At 58.5% G+C, this 18,368-nt stretch carries 15 protein-coding genes; 6 read left to right on the top strand and 9 right to left on the bottom strand.

The window, feature by feature from the left end:
- Position 1: 1 nt before the first annotated feature.
- From rplC to rpsL, 6 genes are read right to left on the bottom strand one after another with little or no spacing between them, the layout of a single operon-like run.
- Positions 2-640, bottom strand: a complete 639-nt coding sequence (gene rplC / locus M017_RS0110895) for a 50S ribosomal protein L3 (protein WP_031497872.1) — start codon at positions 638-640, stop codon at positions 2-4.
- Positions 641-682: 42 nt separating this feature from the next.
- Positions 683-1,003 carry a 30S ribosomal protein S10 gene (rpsJ, locus tag M017_RS0110890; RefSeq protein ID WP_031497871.1) on the bottom strand — a complete coding sequence of 107 codons (321 nt, stop codon included), beginning with the start codon at positions 1,001-1,003 and terminating at the stop codon, positions 683-685.
- Positions 1,004-1,009: 6 nt separating this feature from the next.
- Positions 1,010-2,197 (bottom strand): elongation factor Tu, encoded by a 1,188-nt coding sequence (gene tuf / locus M017_RS0110885; protein WP_031497870.1) that lies wholly within the window; start codon positions 2,195-2,197, stop codon positions 1,010-1,012.
- 26 nt (positions 2,198-2,223) lie between these two features.
- A complete protein-coding gene (gene fusA, locus M017_RS0110880) occupies positions 2,224-4,314 on the bottom strand; it encodes an elongation factor G (protein WP_031497869.1) in 2,091 nt (696 codons plus the stop codon).
- Between the two features lie 20 nt (positions 4,315-4,334).
- The gene (rpsG, locus tag M017_RS0110875; protein WP_031497868.1) at positions 4,335-4,805 is read right to left on the bottom strand and encodes a 30S ribosomal protein S7; all 471 of its coding nucleotides are present in this window, start codon (positions 4,803-4,805) and stop codon (positions 4,335-4,337) included.
- A 19-nt stretch (positions 4,806-4,824) separates the two neighbouring features.
- Complete coding sequence (rpsL, locus tag M017_RS0110870; RefSeq protein WP_031497867.1) at positions 4,825-5,199, bottom strand: 30S ribosomal protein S12; 375 nt, start codon at positions 5,197-5,199, stop codon at positions 4,825-4,827.
- Between the two features lie 404 nt (positions 5,200-5,603).
- Here rpsL and M017_RS0110865 point away from each other — a divergent pair, with 404 nt between their 5' ends.
- From M017_RS0110865 to M017_RS0110845, 5 genes are read left to right on the top strand one after another with little or no spacing between them, the layout of a single operon-like run.
- Positions 5,604-8,759, top strand: a complete 3,156-nt coding sequence (locus M017_RS0110865; RefSeq protein WP_031497866.1) for an efflux RND transporter permease subunit — start codon at positions 5,604-5,606, stop codon at positions 8,757-8,759.
- 31 nt (positions 8,760-8,790) lie between these two features.
- Positions 8,791-10,026: an efflux RND transporter periplasmic adaptor subunit gene (locus M017_RS0110860; RefSeq protein ID WP_051669848.1), complete on the top strand. Its 1,236-nt coding sequence runs from the start codon at positions 8,791-8,793 to the stop codon at positions 10,024-10,026.
- Positions 10,027-10,038: 12 nt separating this feature from the next.
- On the top strand, positions 10,039-11,766 hold the full coding sequence (locus tag M017_RS0110855; RefSeq protein ID WP_031497864.1) for a TolC family protein: 1,728 nt from the start codon (positions 10,039-10,041) through the stop codon (positions 11,764-11,766).
- Between the two features lie 15 nt (positions 11,767-11,781).
- Positions 11,782-12,378 carry a TetR/AcrR family transcriptional regulator gene (locus M017_RS0110850; protein WP_031497863.1) on the top strand — a complete coding sequence of 199 codons (597 nt, stop codon included), beginning with the start codon at positions 11,782-11,784 and terminating at the stop codon, positions 12,376-12,378.
- 4 nt (positions 12,379-12,382) lie between these two features.
- Positions 12,383-14,617: a M1 family metallopeptidase gene (locus tag M017_RS0110845; protein ID WP_035957768.1), complete on the top strand. Its 2,235-nt coding sequence runs from the start codon at positions 12,383-12,385 to the stop codon at positions 14,615-14,617.
- A gap of 1 nt (position 14,618) precedes the next feature.
- Here the strand turns inward: M017_RS0110845 and M017_RS0110840 are convergent, their stop codons facing one another.
- The 3 genes from M017_RS0110840 to M017_RS0110830 form a co-directional block, all read right to left on the bottom strand.
- On the bottom strand, positions 14,619-16,091 hold the full coding sequence (locus M017_RS0110840) for a M20/M25/M40 family metallo-hydrolase (protein ID WP_238325862.1): 1,473 nt from the start codon (positions 16,089-16,091) through the stop codon (positions 14,619-14,621).
- Positions 16,092-16,125: 34 nt separating this feature from the next.
- Positions 16,126-16,650 carry a hypothetical protein gene (locus M017_RS27600; protein WP_162179887.1) on the bottom strand — a complete coding sequence of 175 codons (525 nt, stop codon included), beginning with the start codon at positions 16,648-16,650 and terminating at the stop codon, positions 16,126-16,128.
- A 215-nt stretch (positions 16,651-16,865) separates the two neighbouring features.
- Positions 16,866-17,060 carry a hypothetical protein gene (locus M017_RS0110830; RefSeq protein ID WP_031497859.1) on the bottom strand — a complete coding sequence of 65 codons (195 nt, stop codon included), beginning with the start codon at positions 17,058-17,060 and terminating at the stop codon, positions 16,866-16,868.
- 434 nt (positions 17,061-17,494) lie between these two features.
- Between M017_RS0110830 and M017_RS28660 the strand changes: the two genes are divergently transcribed.
- Positions 17,495-18,272, top strand: a protein-coding gene (locus M017_RS28660; protein ID WP_202901641.1) for an IS5 family transposase whose coding sequence is annotated in 2 segments (ribosomal slippage) — positions 17,495-17,844 and positions 17,843-18,272 — 780 coding nt in all. Because the reading frame shifts where the segments join, the coding sequence is not laid out codon by codon here.
- Positions 18,273-18,368: the final 96 nt, after the last annotated feature.

Raw genomic sequence — 18,368 nt, 5'->3', positions numbered from 1 at the left:
TTTAGCTCCCCACCCTTGCGCGACGGATCATGACATAGGAGCCATTTGCTCCGGGCAGCGCGCCCTTCACCATGATCACGTTCTCTTCGGTGTCTACTTCCACAATCTCGAGATTGCGTACGGTCACCGTGTCAGTCCCCATGTGGCCACCCATCTTCATGCCCGGAAAGACACGTGAGGGGAAGCTCGAGGCGCCGATCGAACCAGGGGCGCGATGGAACATCGAACCGTGGCCGCCCGGACCGCCGCGGAAGTTGTGGCGTTTGACAACGCCCTGGAACCCGCGGCCCTTCGAGATCCCGATCACGTCGATCTTCTCGTTCGGCTTGAAGTCTTCGGCCGTAATCTTGTCGCCAGCTTTGAAGTCGCCACTGCCTTGACGCAGCTTGAACTCGCGGCTATAGCGTACGCCGTCCGTGCCAGCCTTCTTCAGGTGGCCCGTCGCGGGCTTGTTGATTCTAGCCGGCTTGACGTACTCCATCAGTCCGACCTGAATGGCGTCGTAACCATCCGTGGCGGGGGTCTTGCGTTGCGTTACAACGCAGGGTCCGGCCTTCACCAATGTGACAGGGACTACCTGCCCATCGGCGCGGAAGATCTGCGTCATGCCGATTTTTTTACCTAAAATTCCTGGGCTCATTGCCAACCTCTCCAGGGCCTAACTACGGATTCCTAAAAACTCTTACTTCTTGCCGAAAGCTTTGATTTCGACGTCCACGCCAGCCGGTAGGTCGAGCTTCATCAGCGCGTCTACCGTGTCCTGCGTCGGCTCGAGAATGTCGAGCAAGCGCTTGTGCGTGCGAATTTCAAACTGCTCCCGCGATTTCTTATCCACGTGCGGTGAACGATTCACCGTGTAGCGGTTCCGCACCGTGGGAAGCGGGATGGGGCCGGCAATCACCGCACCCGTACGACGAGCCGTGTCAACGATTTCATTCGTCGATTGGTCGAGTACGCGATGATCGTATGCCTTGAGGCGGATGCGGATGCGTTCTTTATTCATGATTCCCTACTCGATGATTTCCGACACAGTACCGGCGCCGACAGTGCGGCCGCCTTCGCGGATGGCGAAGCGCAAACCCTTATCCATCGCAACCGGCGTGATCAGGTCGATCGTCATCTGCACGTTATCGCCAGGCATCACCATCTCGGTGCCTTCCGGCAAGTGCGCCACACCCGTCACGTCCGTCGTACGGAAGTAGAACTGAGGACGATACCCGTTGAAGAACGGAGTGTGACGTCCGCCTTCTTCCTTGCTCAGGACATACACTTCGCCCTTGAACTTCTTATAGCCCTTGATCGAACCCGGCTTCGCAATCACCTGACCGCGTTCCACGTCGTTCTTTTCAATGCCGCGCAACAAGAGCCCGACGTTGTCGCCCGCGCGACCTTCGTCCAGCAACTTCTTGAACATTTCCACACCCGTCACCGTGGTCTTGCGCGTCGCCGTAAAGCCGACGATTTCGCATTCCTCACCCACCTTGACGATGCCCTTTTCGATACGGCCAGTCACTACCGTGCCACGGCCCTGGATCGAGAAAATGTCTTCGATCGGCATGATGAACGGCTTGTCGATGGCGCGCTCCGGAATCGGAACATACGCATCCACCTGCGCCATCAGGTCGTCAATTTTTGCTTCCCACTGCGGCTCGCCATTCAGCGCCCCCAAAGCGGACACACGCACCACCGGCAGATCGTCGCCAGGGAACTGGTAGCTCGAGAGCAACTCACGCACTTCCATCTCCACCAGCTCGAGCAGCTCGGCGTCTTCCACCATGTCGGTCTTGTTCAGAGCAACGACGATGTAGGGCACACCCACCTGACGGGCCAGCAGGATGTGCTCGCGGGTCTGGGGCATCGGGCCGTCGGTGGCGGCAACGACGAGGATCGCTCCGTCCATCTGCGCCGCACCGGTGATCATGTTCTTGATGTAGTCGGCGTGGCCGGGGCAGTCCACGTGAGCGTAGTGACGATTCGGCGTCTCATACTCCACGTGCGAAGCGGCAATTGTGATACCACGAGCCTTTTCTTCCGGCGCGTTGTCGATCGAGTCGAAGCTCCGGAATGTGTTCTTCGGGTTGTGCCTGGACAACACCTTCGTGATCGCTGCCGTTAACGTCGTCTTGCCGTGGTCGATGTGCCCAATCGTGCCAATGTTGACGTGCGGCTTGCTACGGTCAAATTTCTCTTTCGCCATGATACTTTTAAGCTCCTCGTTCTCTTCTAACGGCCCGTGCCCTTGGTCTTTGCGATGATCTCGTCCGCCAAGTTCTTCGGCAGATCTTCGTACTTGCCGAAGTGCATCGTAAACGCGCCGCGGCCTTGAGTTTTCGACCGGAGGTCGGTCGCGTAGCCAAACATTTCCGACAGCGGAACCATCGCATTGATGATCGTTGTCGAACCTTGCCGCTCGGTACCCTGGAGCTGACCCCGGCGGCTGATCAAGTCGCCATTCACCGGGCCCATGTACTCATCCGGCACCACTACTTCCACCTTCATCACCGGTTCCATCAGAACCGGCCTTGCCTTCTTGACGGCGTCCTGCAGTGCGAGAGAACCCGCAATCTTGAACGCCATTTCACTGGAATCGACTTCGTGGTAGCTGCCTTCGTAGACAATGACCTTGATGTCGGACATCGGGAAGCCCGCGATGATTCCCATCTCGAGGCGCTCGGCAACACCCTTTTGGATGGCCGGGATGTATTCCTTCGGAATCGAACCGCCCGTGACTTCGCTCACGAACTCATAACCACCACCCGTATCGAGAGGCTCGATGCGGAGCTTGCAGTGGCCGTACTGGCCGCGGCCACCGGTCTGCTTCGAATACTTTTCTTCGCCGAGTGCGGTCTGGCGAATCGACTCGCGGTAGGCGACCTGCGGCTTACCCACATTCGCTTCCACACCAAACTCGCGGCGCATACGGTCGACGATGATTTCGAGATGAAGTTCACCCATGCCCGCCAGAATCGTTTGATTCGTTTCGGGATCGGTGTTCACCCGCAAAGTGGGATCCTCGGCAACCAGCTTTGCAATCGCCATGCCCATCTTTTCCTGATCGCTCTTCGTCTTCGGCTCGATGGCGAGCTGAATCACAGGAGCCGGGAAGTCAATGGACTCAAGGATGACAGGCTTGTTCGGGTCGCAAATCGTATCGCCGGTGATCACCGACTTCAGACCCACGGCCGCGCAAATGTCGCCGGCCAGGATTTCCTGAATTTCTTCACGCTTGTTGGCGTGCATTTTGACGAGACGGCCCAGGCGCTCGGAACGATTCTTCGAAACGTTGAGGACCTGATCGCCCGTGTTCAGCTTGCCCGAATAGACGCGGATAAAGCTCAACTGGCCAACGAACGGATCGGTCATGATCTTGAAGACCAACGCCGAGAAGGGCTCGTTGTCGTCTGCCTTGCGGATCACTTCCAGCTCGCGATTGTCGAAATCAATGCCCTTCATCGGGGGCACATCTACCGGGGAAGGCAGATAGTCCACCACCGCGTCCAGCATGTTCTGCACGCCCTTATTTTTAAAGGACGAACCACAGATCACCGGGAAGAAGGACTGCTCGAGGGTACCCTTGCGGATCGCCTTCTTGAGCTCAGCTTCAGTCGGAGCCTCACCATTGAGGTACTTCTCCATCAACACGTCATCCACTTCCGAGGCGGCCTCAATGAGATTCTCACGATACTCATTGGCCTGATCGAGCAGATGCTCTGGAATCTCAATGTCCTCGAACTTCGCTCCCAGGCTCTCATCGAGCCAGATGCGGGCCTTCATGGTTACGAGATTGACAACACCCTTGAACTGATCTTCCCCGCCGACCGGAATCTGAATCGGCACCGGACGGCAACCGAGACGATCGACCATGGTCTTGACCGCATGAAAGAAGTCCGCACCGATGCGGTCCATCTTGTTGACGAAGCAGATGCGAGGCACCTTGTACTTGTCAGCCTGGCGCCACACCGTTTCCGTTTGCGGCTGCACACCAGCTACCGCGTCAAACACCGCGACCGCACCATCAAGAACCCGGAGGCTGCGCTCCACTTCAGCAGTGAAGTCAACGTGGCCCGGAGTATCAATGATATTGATCTGGATGTTTCCCCACTGGCAAGTGGTCGCGGCCGAGGTGATCGTGATGCCGCGCTCCTGCTCCTGCGCCATCCAGTCCATGGTGGCCGTGCCCTCATGTACTTCGCCGATCTTGTAGGAGCGGCCAGTGTAATAGAGGATGCGTTCCGTCGTGGTGGTCTTGCCGGCATCAATGTGCGCCATGATGCCGATATTGCGCATTCGCTCAAGTGGGGTTGTACGAGGCATAAATTACTTCAAAAGCTCCCTTACCAGCGATAGTGGGCGAAGGCTTTATTGGCTTCGGCCATACGGTGGACGTCGTCTTTCTTCTTAATCGCTCCGCCGCGCATATTCGCAGCGTCATTCAATTCATTGGCCAGGCGATCCACCATGCCCTTCTCGGCGCGGTTGCGTGCATTCGACAGAATCCAGCGAATTGCAAGGCTCGTGCGGCGAGTCTGGGGCACTTCGATCGGCACCTGGTAGTTGGCGCCACCAACGCGGCGGCTCTTTACTTCGAGCAGCGGGCGGCAGTTCTCAACGGCCTTCTTGAACAACTTCAGGGCATCGTCCTGACCGCGCTCAGCGAGCGCCGTCAATGACGAGTAGAAGATCCTCTGTGCGGTATTCTTCTTGCCATCCCACATCATGCTGTTGATGAATTTCGTAGCCAGGGTCGAATTGTAAATCGGATCGGCCCCTACTTCACGAACTTCAGCTCTACGACGTCTTGCCATGATTGATCCTCAAATGTCCTTACGACTTCGGCCGCTTGGCCCCGTACTTGGAGCGGCTCTGCTTGCGGTTCTGCACACCACCGGTATCGAGCGTGCCACGAACTACGTGATAGCGAACACCCGGAAGATCCTTCACGCGACCACCGCGGATCAGCACAATCGAGTGCTCTTGCAGGTTGTGACCTTCGCCAGGAATGTAGGTCGTCACTTCGATTCCGTTAGTCAAACGGACGCGGGCGACCTTCCGGAGAGCGGAATTCGGTTTCTTCGGCGTCGTCGTGTAAACACGAGTACAGACACCACGGCGCTGCGGGCAGGCCTGCAAGGCCGGGCTAGCGGTCTTGTAATTGATAGGCGTGCGGCCCTTGCGCACGAGTTGGTTAAACGTTGGCACGAAAGTTACCCTCTCAACGGTTTCACGTTCACACGCTAAAGCGCACAAACGCGAGTAAATCTAAAACTGGTTAATACTCAATGGGCGTTGCAAATGCAATTGATCGAACAAAACTGCTATCCAATCAACGACTTGCGGATTGAAGGTTCTTGACTAGCCCTTGCCAGGTTGCGTCGCAACACCTTGCGGTGCGTACGTCCTAGTAGCGGGGCCGGCTCTGGCCGGTCGTCCCATATGCTTTCTCCGAGGAGTCGGCTGGGAACGGGTAGCTCAAAGAGCAGAAGCACTACTCGCCAAACTTACATAGGATATCGCGTACGAATTCTCTTTGTCAAATCCAATCCTCAGCCAATCCACAGGAAACTTTTTCGGATCGTTTCGTTCCGTATCGTATCTAAACCGACATGTGGATTGTTCGCCTCTCCCTCAATCGGCCCTACACCATTGCCGTACTCGCTGTTCTCATTCTCCTGCTGGGCTCCTTCGCTCTCGTCAAAACTCCCACCGACATCTTCCCCGAAATCAACGTCCCGCAAATCACGGTGATCTGGAACTACCAGGGCCTGCCCACTCCCGAGATGGAGAAGCGCGTCACCACCTTCAGCGAGTTTGTGCTGGCGCTCGTCAACGACGTCAAGAGCATCGAGAGCCAGACCCTCAGTGGCGTCAGTGTCATCAAGATCTACTTCCACGAGAATGTCCGGATCGATTCAGCGATGGCGCAGGTGAACAGCGCCGTCAACTCGATCCGCTTCCGCATGCCACCAGGGATCAATCCACCTTGGATCCTGCGCTTCAGCGCCTCAAGCGTGCCGGTGATCCAGTTGAGTCTGAGCTCAAAGACGTTGCCTGAGTCGGCGCTCTATGACTATGGCATTTACCGGGTGCGGCAGCAGCTTTCCGTTGTTCGAGGCGCGCTCTTGCCTGCCCCCTATGGTGGCGTCGATCGCCAGGTGATGGTCGATCTTGATCCGCAAGCGATCACCGCGCGCGGCTTGAGCCCGATCGATGTTTCCAATGCCGTGCAGGCCCAGAATCTGATGTTGCCTTCGGGCAATGCGAAGGTCGGACCAATCGACTACCAGGTCTCCCTCAATTCGAATACCGATACCATTGCCGCGCTGAATGACCTCCCGGTCAAGAACGCCAACGGCGTCACCACCTACGTCCGCGACATTGGCAATGTGCGCGATGGAGCTGCCGTTCAGATCAACGCCGTCCGCAAGGACGGCGAACCGGCGGTGTTGCTTTCGATCATCAAAACCGGCGGCGCCTCCACGCTGGACATCATCGACCAGGTCAAGAACGAGATCCTTCCGGTCACCCGGGCCTCCGCGCCGCCCGGGCTCGACATCCAGGAGCTATTCGACCAGTCGGTCTTCGTGCGCGGGGCCATCGATGGCGTGGTGCATGAGGGGATCATTGCCGCGCTGCTCACCGCCGCGATGATCCTGCTGTTTCTCGGCTCCTGGCGCAGCACGCTGATCATCGCGGTGTCGATTCCGCTGTCGATTCTCACTTCCATTCTGGCGCTATCGGCGATGGGCCACACCTTGAACGTGATGACGCTGGGCGGCCTGGCCCTGGCAATCGGCATCCTGGTCGATGACGCGACAGTAGAGATCGAGAACATCCACCGCATCATGTCGAAGGGCGGCACGAATCTGCGCGACGGCATCCTGACGGCGGCGTCGCAGATCGCCGGCCCCACTTTTGTCTCGACGCTGGTCATCTGTATCGTCTTTGTCAGCGTGGTCTTCCTGACGGGCCCGGCAAAGTTCCTGTTTACGCCGATGGCCTTGGCGGTCGTGTTTGCCATGGCCGCCAGCTACCTGCTGAGCCGCACGCTGGTGCCCACCTTGGTCTACTTCCTGCTGCCCTCCGAGGAGGAAGAGAATCATGGGCTCCGGCCGAAGAGCCGCCTCACGCGCGTCGTGGAGGCAGCGCACCTGCGCTTCAACCGGGTCTTCACCAGCTTCGCTCAGGTCTATGAAGCCACACTGCGGGCGACGCTGGCCCATCGTAATCCGGCCCTGTTTAGCGCCGGGCTGGTGATGGCAACTGGCTTCGTTCTCGCCCCCTTTGTCGGCAAGGACTTTTTCCCCACTGTCGATGCGGGCCAGATTCGCTTACATGTCCGGGCGACCCCAGGGACGCGGCTGGAGGAGACCAAACGGCTATTCACGACGGTCAATCAGGCGATCCGCCGCGTGGTGCCGGCGGAGGAAATTGAGCTGGTGCTCGACAACATTGGCCGCTCTTCACAGCCCTTCAATCTTGCCTTTGGCGATGGCGCCACCATCGGTACCTTTGACGGCGAGATCTCGATCAGCCTCAAGCACGGCCACGCGCCGACAGCGGACTACGTGCGCCGGTTGCGCGAGGAGTTGCCCAAACATTTCCCCGGCACCACCTTCTACTTCCAGCCCGCCGACATGGTCAGCCAGATTCTGAACTTCGGCCTCCCTGCCCCGGTCAATGTCCAGGTGGCGGGCTATGGCGGCCCGGCAAACCTGGAGATCGCAAAGCAGATCGAGGAACGAATGCGCAAGATTCCAGGCCTGGTGGATGTCCATCTGCATCAGGTGGTGGACGCCCCCGCGCTCAAGGTGGAAGTAGACCGCGAGCGCGCCGCCGAGTTTGGCCTGACCCAGCAGGACGTCGCCAACAACGTCTTTGTCAGCCTTGCTTCTTCCGCCCAGGTGCAACCGAACTTCTGGCTGGACCCACGGATGGGCATGACCTACATGGTGGCGGTGCAGACCCCGCAAACCCTGGTGTCGTCCTTGAATGACATCGAAAACACACCGGTACAAGCCCGCAACGCCGACAGCGTCCAACTGCTGAGCAACATTGCGCACATCCGGCGTGAGAAGACCGTCGTCAATGCGACGCACACGAACGTGCAGCCCACCTTCGACGTCTATGCAAGCGTTCAGGATACAGACCTGGGCAGCGTGGCCACGGCGGTCGATCAGATTGCCGCGGAGTTCCGTCCGAAGCTTGCGGCTGGCAATACCATCACCGTGCGCGGCCAGGTGGAATCGATGAACTCGGCCTTCTCCCGCCTCAGTATGGGGCTCGCGGCAAGCGCCTTGCTGGTTTACCTGCTGATGGTGGTCAACTTCCAGAGCTGGTCGACACCCTTCGTCATCATCACGGCGCTGCCTGGCGCGCTCACCGGCATTGTCTGGGCACTGTTCCTCACCCAGAGCACCTTCAATGTCCCAAGTTTGATGGGAGCCATTATGAGCATCGGCGTCGCGACGGCGAACTCGATCCTCCTGGTGACCTTTGCCCAGGAGCGCGTCGAGGAAGGTCTCGATGCCTTCTCTGCGGCGCTTGAAGCGGGCTCCACTCGTTTGCGCCCCATCCTCATGACCGCTGCGGCCATGGTGATTGGCATGTTACCGATGGCCTTCGGACTCGGGGAAGGCGGCGAACAGAATGCCCCTCTCGCCCGGGCCGTCATCGGCGGGCTGACACTGGCAACCGTGTCGACCCTGCTCTTTGTACCGCTCATCTTTACGATGATCCGGAAGAATCGTATCGCAGCGTAACGTAATCAAACCCACAGGACAGAAATCTCTCATGAACAAAAACGCAATTCTCGCTTTCTCTCTCCTTGTCCTCGGGCTGCTCGCCGTTGGCATTGTCCCGCGCATCGAGCGCCAGAACCGGAGCAAATCTGTTGTCTTCGCCTCAGAAGCGACACTGCCAGTTGTCGCGGTGACCAAGGTGGAATCAGCGGCTGAGGATGGCAACATCCGGCTTCCGGGTGCGACGGAGCCAAACTATGTCGCGCAAATCAATTCCCGCTCCACCGGCTATGTAGCGCGCCGGCTGGTGGATATCGGCGACCGGGTGCGCGCCGGCCAAACCCTCGCCTTTGTGGACTCGCCTGAAATCCAGCAGCAGTTGGCACAAGCCCGCGCCGCGCTCGCACAGGCCAAAGCCAGCTATGCGCAATCGCAGGCCCTGGTCAGCCAGTCGCATGCCTTGCTCGACCAATCGAAGGCCAACCAGGCCATCGCCCAAACCACCTACGAGCGCTGGGACCGGCTGGTGAGCCGGGGCGTGCTGCCGAAGCAGGAAGGCGATGAGCGCTTCTCGCAATTGAACGCCCGCAATGCCGAAGTCGCCGCGTCCTCGGCCGGCATCACCACCGCAAATGCAGCAGTACAGGCGCAGGCAGCGAACATCACAGCCCATGAGGCCAATGTGCGCCGTCTCGAGCAGATGGTCAGCTTCCAAACCATCGTTGCCCCCTTTGATGGCGTTGTGACCGAACGCCATGTCGAACGCGGCGACCTGGTGACGGCTGGCGGTTCGGTACCGCTCTTTACCGTCGCCCAGAACAACATCCTGCGCGTGAAGGTGAGTGTGCCGCAGGTCTATGCAAGCTCTGTCCAAGAGGGCGCAAGCGCAAAGGTGGTGATGCGCGAGTTGCCGGGCCAACAGTTCACCGGCCGGATCGTTCGCACCGCGCAGGCCTTAACCGCAGCCAGCCGCACCATGCAGGTAGAAGTGCAGCTCGACAACCAGGCTGGAAAGCTGATGCCCGGCATGTATGCCGAAGTCGAACTCAATGCCAAGCGGCAAGAACCCGTAGTATTGGTGCCGCCTGATGCGCTGATGTCAAACGCTTCGGGCAATCGCGTGGTCACCGTCGATGCCAACAACAAGGTGCGTTACCGGAGCGTCAAGCTGGGCCGTGACCTTGGCACCAAATTGGAAATCGCCCGGGGCCTTTCCGCTGGCGAAACCGTAGTCCGCAACCCCTCCGACGGTCTGCAAGAAGCGCAGACAGTTTCGGTTCAGAAGTAAAGGATTCCTCTCATGAAACGCGTCTTCGTGCTGGGCTTTCTGGCCCTGATGCAGCTCCCTGCCCAAGAAGCCAAATTGTACTTGAGCCTCAGTGATGCCATCGAGATGGCGCTCAAGAATAACCTCGATATCGACCTCCAACGGGAGAATCTGCGGATCGCAAAAACCGATACCCTGCGAGCCCGCGCCGGGGCCACGCTCCGCGGCGTGAGCCTCGCCGTGCGGGAAGGCCCCAATGGCTTGGGTAGCCCAATTCCAGGGCAGGCCGGGCGCGCGGGTGGCAGCGACGTGCCCGCCCTCGACCGGCTCACCGGCCCTGGCACTTTGACCGACCTTTCGATCCTAGGTTCAGTGCCGCTGGCTACCGGCGTCGCTCCAGTGAATCGCGACATCGACTGGAACAGCTCGATCGGCGTCGATCACCGGAGCGTGCCGCAGGCCTCGCCCTTCTTTGCCGGCGCCGATGCGACCAACTCGAATAGCGCAAACTTCTCGACCAACATTGCCCAAGGCTTCTCGACCGGTGCGAGGCTGGCCGCAAGCTTCGATCTGGGACGGCTGTCGAACAACAACCCCTGGCAGAGCTACAACCCCTATCTCAGCTCGACTCTAGCCCTGAGTCTGACCCAGCCCTTGCTGCGCGGCTTTGGACGGACGGTGAATAACCGCTACATCCGGATTGCGAAGAACAACGAGGCCGTCGCCGATCATGTGTTTGAGCAACAAGTGATCGTCACCATTTCGGCGGTGGTTCGCCTGTACTGGGATCTCGAAAGCCTGCGCCAGGACATCCAGGTTCGCGAGGAAGCCTTGAAGTCTTCGCAGCGCCTGCTTGAGGACACGCAAGCATCGCTCGAGGTGGGCAAGAGCGCCTCCATTGACGTCACCCGGGCCCGAGCCGAACTCAGCCGCCGCGAGCGCGATTTGAATGTCGCCCGCTCGCTGGTGCGCCAGCAGGAGCTAGTGCTGCTCGACTATCTGACCCACGACAAGCAGCGCGCCACCGAGGTGATCACAACCGACCATGCCAAGGTGGAGACTCCTGATCTGAAGGACTACTCCGATACAGCAATTGAGGAGCGTCCCGACCTGCGCCAGGCCCGTCTGCAGATTGAGAACGCCGGCATCAGCTTGAAGGGCAGCAAGAACGCGCTGTTGCCTTCTGTCGATCTGGTGGCCCGCGTCGCAAACAACGGTCTGGGTGGCGACCTGAACGGCAACGGCGGCGAGTTGACGCCAAACGGCACGCCGCGCATGGTGAATCCGATTTTCCTCGACGGGCTCGGATCGGCCTTGGGCCAGGTATTCCGCCGCAACTATCCGGATTACGGAGTGGCGGTGAACGTATCGGTACCGATTCGCAATCGCGCGGCAAAGGCCGATGTCGAGCGCGATCAGTTTACGGTGCGGCAATCGGAAATCCGCTTGCGCCAGCTCGAGAAGCAAGTGCGGCTCGAGATAGCGAACGCGCAGATTGCGTTGGAGCAGGCGCGGGCCAGCTACGAATCGGCGCAAGCAGAAGAGCAGTTTGAGAAGCAGGCGGTGGACGCCGAATTCGAGAAGCTCGAAGCCGGCGCCACCACTCAGGCTTCGGTGATTCAGCTCCAGCGCGACCTAGCCCAAGCCCGCAGCGCGTCGGTGACCGCTTTGAATGGCTACATGAAAGCCAAGCTGTCCTTCGACCGCGCCACCGGACAGGTACTACGCAACCATAATGTCAATATCGCGTCTATTCGATAGAGTAGAGACACCACGATGGATACGGCCCTTCCCCTTACGCAGCACCGCGGCAGACCCCGCTCGGAAGCGGCCAATACAGCGATCCTCGACGCGACACTCGAGTTACTGGAGACCACCTGCTACAACAACCTCACCATTGAGGCGATTGCGCAGAAGGCCGGAGTGGGCAAGCCAACCATCTACCGGCGCTGGAAGACAAAGGCCGCTATCGTGAGCGAGGCTTTTGTCGAAAATGCTTCGAAGATGATGCCGCTACCCGAAGACCAGGGCTCATTTGAAGCGAATCTGCGGGCCCTCCTTTATCTATTGGCCGAACGGTTAGAAACAAGCATCGATGGCAAAGTGCTGCGGGGACTCGTGTCGGAATCGCAACTTGATGACGAAAGCAGCGCCGCCTTTCTCGCCTTTATCGAGAGCCGCCGCGAGGTGCTGCGCGACATGATCGTGCGGGAATGCCAGCGCAAACAAAAGGAATGCCGTCTCGACATGGAGACCCTGGTCGATGAGATCTACGGCTCTGTGATCTATCGTTATCTCTTGCGACGCCAGCCGCTCAATGAGAGCTTTCTTGAAGCGCATATCCGATTCGTGATGAATTCATTGGCATCCTAGGGGAATGATCGACGTCACGCTCGCTCTTCTGTTTCTGGCGGCAGCGCCCGATCCACAGCCTGGGATCAGCGAGGCACTGGCCGCCGAGAGAGCACGGCGCATTCGTGACATTCATTACGAGTTACACCTCCAAGTTCCCGCCCAGCGCGAGCAGCCGATTGTGGGCACCGCAAAGATTCGCTTTTCCCTGCAGCAACCCGAGCAGCCCGTGGTGCTCGACTTCGCGCCCGGAGCCGACCACATTCTGAGCGTCAGCGTTCCTTATCGATGGGTGAACGGCCATCTGGTGTTGCGCAAGGGCGCCGAGCCGATTGAGATCCGTTTTCGCGCCGGGGATGCGCCGCTCAATCGCAATCCAGACTACTTCTATTCATTGTTTGTACCCGCCCGGGCTCACTTTGCGATTCCCTGCTTTGATCAGCCCGATTTGAAGACCCGCTTCTCTGTGACGATGCAGGTGCCTGCGGGCTGGCAGGCCATCAGCAACGCGGCCCCCGGCGTGGCAACCGAACCTCTGCCCACCTATCTCCTTTCTGTTGCCGCCGGCAAGTTCCAGGTGGAGCAATCGGGCCGTCTGCGGCTCTTCCATCGCGAGACCGATCGCAAGAAGGTGGATCGCAATCTGAAAGCGATCTTCGAGCTGCATGAACGGGCGATCCGTGCGATGGAAGAGTACACCGGCCTCCCTTATGCGTTTGGCAAGTTTGATTTTGTGGCGTTGCCCGCCTTCCAGTTCGGTGGCATGGAGCATCCCGGCGCGATTGACTATAAGGCCGAGTCGCTCTTTCTGGACGAGAGTGCAACGCAGCAGCAGTTATTGGGTCGGGCCAGCCTGATTGCACATGAAACGGCGCACATGTGGTTTGGCGACCTGGTCACGATGAAGTGGTTTAACGATGTGTGGTTGAAGGAAGTGTTTGCCAACTTCATGGCGGCAAAGATCGTGAACCCTTCCTTTCCACAGTTGAATCATGAGCTGCGCTTTTACCTGTCGCACTATCGCACGGCCTACGATGTCGATCGGACAGCGGGTGCGAATGCGATCCGGCAGCATCTGGCCAATCTGAACGATGCCGGTTCGATGTACGGTCCGATCATCTATCAGAAGGCTCCGATCGTGATGCGCCAACTGGAAGCCTTGCTCGGCGAGACGAAGTTTCGCAATGCGCTGCGTGTGTATCTGAAGCGTTACTCCTTTTCGAATGTAACCTGGGATCAGTTGATCACGATCCTCGATGAACAAACGCCGGCCGATCTGAAGACCTGGAGCAAGATCTGGATCGATACGGCGGGACGGCCCCCAGCCGGCAAAACAAAGAGCTATGGCCACTTCGTACTGCCCGATGGCTATGGCAGCTATACGCTCGATGCACACAGCCGGACTTATCTGCTGGCGCATCTGCCCGAGATCCCCGACGCGCTGACGCGGGCCATTGCCTGGGGGACTCTTTGGGAGAACATGCTCGATGGCAAGGTCGCAGAGCGCGACTTGCAGTTGCTCGCATTGGCCTGGCTGCCACGCGAGAGTGACGAGTTGAACATCCAACGGACACTGACGGACTTGACACGTCTGAGCCTCTGGAATCGGGAGCCGCGTGTCGAGACGCTGCTGCGGGAACGGATCGAAACAGCGCCGAGCCGCAGCTTGAAGGCCGCTTACTTTGAGGCTTACAGCAGAACGGCGAGCAGCCCGGAAGCAATGGATTGGCTGACTCGGGTTTGGAAGAAGGAACTACTGATTCCCGACTTGCCGCTGGCAGAGAATGACTCAATTGCCCTGGCGTCTGAGTTGGCGCTGCGCGGCATTGATGTGCGGCAGCAGCAGTTGGCGAAGATCCAAAATCCCGATCGAAAGGCGGAGTTTGCCTTTGTACTGCCGGCGCTTGATGCGGACCCGGCAGTGCGGGCTCAATTCTTCCGGAGCCTGCTCGATCGGAAGAACCGGGCACATGAGTCCTGGGTCCTCGATGCGCTTCGCTACCTGCATCATCCAAGCCGGGCGAAGGCGAGTGAGCCTTTCCTATTGCCCAGTCTTGTGGTGCTGCAGGAGATCCAGAAGACTGGGGACATTTTCTTCCCGCAACGGTGGATCAGCACAACGCTGCGGGGGCATCGGGATCGCGAGTCGGCTACCGTGGTGCGGCGCTTTCTTGCTACGTTGCCACCCCACTACCCTGCCCGCTTGCGGCTGACAATTCTTGCGGCTGCTGATGAGTTGTTTCGCTTTAGCGCTCGATAAATTAGTGCTTCGCTGCAACTTCGAGCAGGATGTTGGTAATCATCTTGAGTCCAGACACGAGCGAAGCGACGGGAATCCGCTCGTCGTTGCCGTGCATCCGCGTGAGGTCTTCCGCGGTGATCGGATACGGGTAGATTCCATAGACAGGAATGCCGCGGGAGCGCCAGGCATAGGCGTCAGTGCCCGCCTGAAAGAGATAGGGCGTGACCTGCGCTTCGGGATAAGTCTGCTTTGCGTGCTTCGCAACAGCAAGGTAGAGCGCTGAACTGAGTGGCGATTCCGGCACCGTGGGGCGCTTGGCTGCTGCGACAGCGGCCTGTTGCTGCTCGGGCGTCATGACGGCATTCGAGAGGCGAGTGGTTGCTTCGAGAACCTCCACCTGTGGGTCATTGACGAGGGTTTGGATCTCGTCGATGAGTTCGCCAATCGTGGTACCAGGGATGACGCGAAAGTTCAGCGTCGCATCCGCGGAGCCAGGGATGACATTGCCGCGAAAGCCTGCATTGAGGAAGGTGGGCGCGATGGTGTTGCGCATGATGGCGTGGAGGAGCGGGTTCTGGGAGATGGCCTTGTCGGCTGCGGCAAGCTTAGCCGGATCGGCACCAGCAACAAGATCGTAGAATTGCGTCTTGAGCGGCTCTTCGCTGACATCACCGAGAGTCTTGAAGAAGAGCTTGGTCGAGTCATTCAGCCTTGGTTTCGTGTCGTAGGCGCCGACTTTTGCAAGGGCACGGGCAAGACGGAAGATCGCGTTGTCCGCAAGCGGCATAGAGCTGTGGGTCGAGGTGCCTTTGGCGCGCAGGATCAGGTTGAGGCTGAGCTTGTCGGCGGTCGAGACGGAGACGTACTTGACCTTGCGTGTCTTCTCGTCCTGGACGATCCAGCCGCCTTCGTTGAGAGAAAATTCGCAATCGATCTTGTCCCAATGGCGTTCGGCAAGCCAACCCGTGTTGTAGGGGCCGCCTTCTTCATCGGCTTCGGAGAGGAAGATGATGTCGCGATCGAGCTCCCGTTTGCTGCGGGCGATATCGAGAGCCGCTTGCGCAAAGACGGCAAGGCCGCCTTTGAAATCGATGGCGCCGCGACCAATGACATAGCCGTCGCGGATGGTGCCGGCAAAGGGATCGACCGTCCACTTCTCGCGTTCAACGCCAACGACATCAGCGTGCGCCGCCAGAAGAACAGGTTTCTTGGTGCCATTGCCGCGCAGACGGGCGATGAAGTGGGACTTGCCCTTCTGCGGCGTCGCGATGATGTCGACTTCGAAGCCCGCCTGCTTGAAGATCGGCGCGAGGTACTGCGCGAGGAGGTCTTCGTTTCCGGGAGGGTTCGCCGTGTTGCGCTGGATCAGTTCACTGAGGAACTGGGCAACGGGTGGAGCTTGTTGGGCGCTCAGAATGGGAGCGCTGAGCAGGAGCACAAGGAGGATGCGGTTCACTTGCGCCATGTTACAAAAGTGTCGTTTTGGCGTCATTTTTTGCTCTCTAAGTGGTTGGCAGCAATGGAGTTCAGTGCTCCGTAGGTTCGTTCCTTCGTTTTTGCTGTTTGTACGCCATTTGGGCTTCGTTCCGGCGGAGAGATTGGAGGCGCAAGAGGGTACGCTGGAAGGCGCTGGCGAAACGAAATTCGAGTTGTTGCTGGTGGGTGTAGCTCGGCCATTCCGTTTCGAGCTTTTCGAAGGCACGGAGATTGAGATCGGAGATGGATTCGGTGGACTCCGCGGCAACTTCCTCAATCGTTCTGTTCGCACGCTGGTTGAGGAGAGTGGTGAGACGGCGCCGGCGCCAGGCGTTGAGGAGGAGATGATCGACAAGCTCGAGTTCGATGGCGGACTTGGGCTCGATTTCAGCGATGATGTCGTTGGCAAAGTTGCGGAAGACCTCGGCGTCTTCAGTACGGATGACGTAGTTGTGGGAGTATGCCCCGTGGCGGAGCGCGTTAAGGGAGGAGCGGAACTTGCCTTCGGTGGTGCGAGGGCCACGGCTCTTGCGGCCATTCGCGCGGCGGGCTTCGACTTGAGCTTCGGTGATCATGGCGAAAACCTCAATTCCAATGAAAAAGCCCGGGACTTTGCGGGTCCCGGGCTGCGAAGAAGGGCGGGGATCGCCTTCGGGAACATCGTAGCAGTGGGTCTGGGAGAGGGAACGCGGGAGGAGCACCAGGTTATTGAAAATGGAGGAGAAATAAATTGCGGGATTTACTGGGTGGAGGGGAGCTGTCCATCGTTTTGTTGAGGCTGTTCTTCTGATCAATTGATCTTGACCGTCACCGAAAGATCAAGAAACTGTGTGAGCGTGCCACTTCGGGTATTGATCCGGATCGCATCAGAGGCTTTGGGAGTAGCAGCATCTGACCGGACGGTGAGAGTGGTGGTCACCGAAGAGGCAACCGTAGCCGGAGCAAAGGTTGCTGTCAGACCCGGCGGCAAGCCCACTGCAGACAATGCACTAGAAGACGCGAGACCTTCTGACCTTCCTCGACAGGAAAATCGCCGAGGCGTAACCTATGGCCGCATGAGGTAGCCTGATCTCACCAGATGCCAGCAACGCTTCGTGTCCGAAGACCATCTGCTAAATACAGCTCACCGTTCTGTACGACGGAAGAGTCCCGCCCTCATCCAAGTGGTATCACCGGGACTCTTCGTCTCCATCTTTTCTGTCCACCTCCGGATTAGGCGCAATACTTGCACGCCAAACAGAGACACCCTTCCAGGCCACAACCGCATACAGTACAGCATTCAACACAATCGCGCCAAAAACAAATGGGCCAGGGCCCACTCCTGGAACATTCCATAGGAATGGCGCGAGCAAGTAGGGAGGACAGATTAGAAGCCATCTCACAAACCAAGACAGCAATATTCAATAATGTTTTGGAAAGATGAATTCGGCACGCGAACTCAGCGATGCCCAGTGGGCAATCTTAGATCCATTGATACCGGAGCCTCCCCGTCGCAAGGATGGCCTTGGCCGGCCGTGGCGTGCTCGACGGGAAGTACTGGGTGGGATTCTCTATATCTTGCGCACCGGAGCAGCCTGGGCCGATCTGCCCGAGAGGTATCCACCTTACCAGACCTGCCACCGCAGATTCCAGCAATGGGTCAAGTCTGGGGTGATGAGAGGCATACTGGAAGCGTTAGCCGAAGACCTTCGCACTCGAGGTGGATTCGATGTCCGGGAGGCCTTCATCGACGGAAGCTTTGCTTCCGCTAAAAAAGGGGCCTGGAGTCGGAAAAACCAAGCGGGGCAAGGGGACCAAGATCATGGCAGTGGCAGACAGCAACGGTCTTCCTATCGCCGTTTGCACGGAAAGTGCTACTCCACATGAAGTGATTTTGGTCCAGAAAACTCTGGCCGAAATCTTCGTCGCTGAACCCATACAACGGCTGATTGGTGACAAAGCTTATGACTCTGAAAAACTGGATCACGAGCTTGCCGAAACCGGAGTCGAGATGATTGCGCCACACCGGCGCACTTGCAAGAATCGTACGCAGGATGGCCGGTCTCTTCGTTGCTATCGACGCCGCTGGAAAGTCGAACGGCTCTTTGCCTGGCTTCAGAACTTCCGCCGCCTCGTCACTCGCTACGAATACTCTCTCGATAACTTCACAGGTATGCTTCACCTTGCCTGCTCTATGATCATTCTTCGCTGTTTATGAGATGAGCTCTAAACCGCGTGAAGCATATAACTCTTGAAGACTATGAGTGTAAGACTATTGATGACTCTGGATACATGGCGACGTACTCAAAACTTA

The sequence above is a fragment of the Bryobacter aggregatus MPL3 genome, from assembly GCF_000702445.1.
Classification (GTDB): Bacteria; Acidobacteriota; Terriglobia; order Bryobacterales; family Bryobacteraceae; genus Bryobacter; species Bryobacter aggregatus.
This window is presented reverse-complemented; position numbering and strand designations above follow the sequence as displayed.

Coding starts and splice junctions, on each gene's coding strand:
- rplC (WP_031497872.1), bottom strand. CDS start 640: ATGAGCCCAGGAATTTTAGGTAAAAAAATCGGCATGACGCAGATCTTC.
- rpsJ (WP_031497871.1), bottom strand. CDS start 1,003: ATGAATAAAGAACGCATCCGCATCCGCCTCAAGGCATACGATCATCGC.
- tuf (WP_031497870.1), bottom strand. CDS start 2,197: ATGGCGAAAGAGAAATTTGACCGTAGCAAGCCGCACGTCAACATTGGC.
- fusA (WP_031497869.1), bottom strand. CDS start 4,314: ATGCCTCGTACAACCCCACTTGAGCGAATGCGCAATATCGGCATCATG.
- rpsG (WP_031497868.1), bottom strand. CDS start 4,805: ATGGCAAGACGTCGTAGAGCTGAAGTTCGTGAAGTAGGGGCCGATCCG.
- M017_RS0110865 (WP_031497866.1), top strand. CDS start 5,604: ATGTGGATTGTTCGCCTCTCCCTCAATCGGCCCTACACCATTGCCGTA.
- M017_RS0110860 (WP_051669848.1), top strand. CDS start 8,791: ATGAACAAAAACGCAATTCTCGCTTTCTCTCTCCTTGTCCTCGGGCTG.
- M017_RS0110855 (WP_031497864.1), top strand. CDS start 10,039: ATGAAACGCGTCTTCGTGCTGGGCTTTCTGGCCCTGATGCAGCTCCCT.
- M017_RS0110850 (WP_031497863.1), top strand. CDS start 11,782: ATGGATACGGCCCTTCCCCTTACGCAGCACCGCGGCAGACCCCGCTCG.
- M017_RS0110845 (WP_035957768.1), top strand. CDS start 12,383: ATGATCGACGTCACGCTCGCTCTTCTGTTTCTGGCGGCAGCGCCCGAT.
- M017_RS0110840 (WP_238325862.1), bottom strand. CDS start 16,091: ATGACGCCAAAACGACACTTTTGTAACATGGCGCAAGTGAACCGCATC.
- M017_RS27600 (WP_162179887.1), bottom strand. CDS start 16,650: ATGATCACCGAAGCTCAAGTCGAAGCCCGCCGCGCGAATGGCCGCAAG.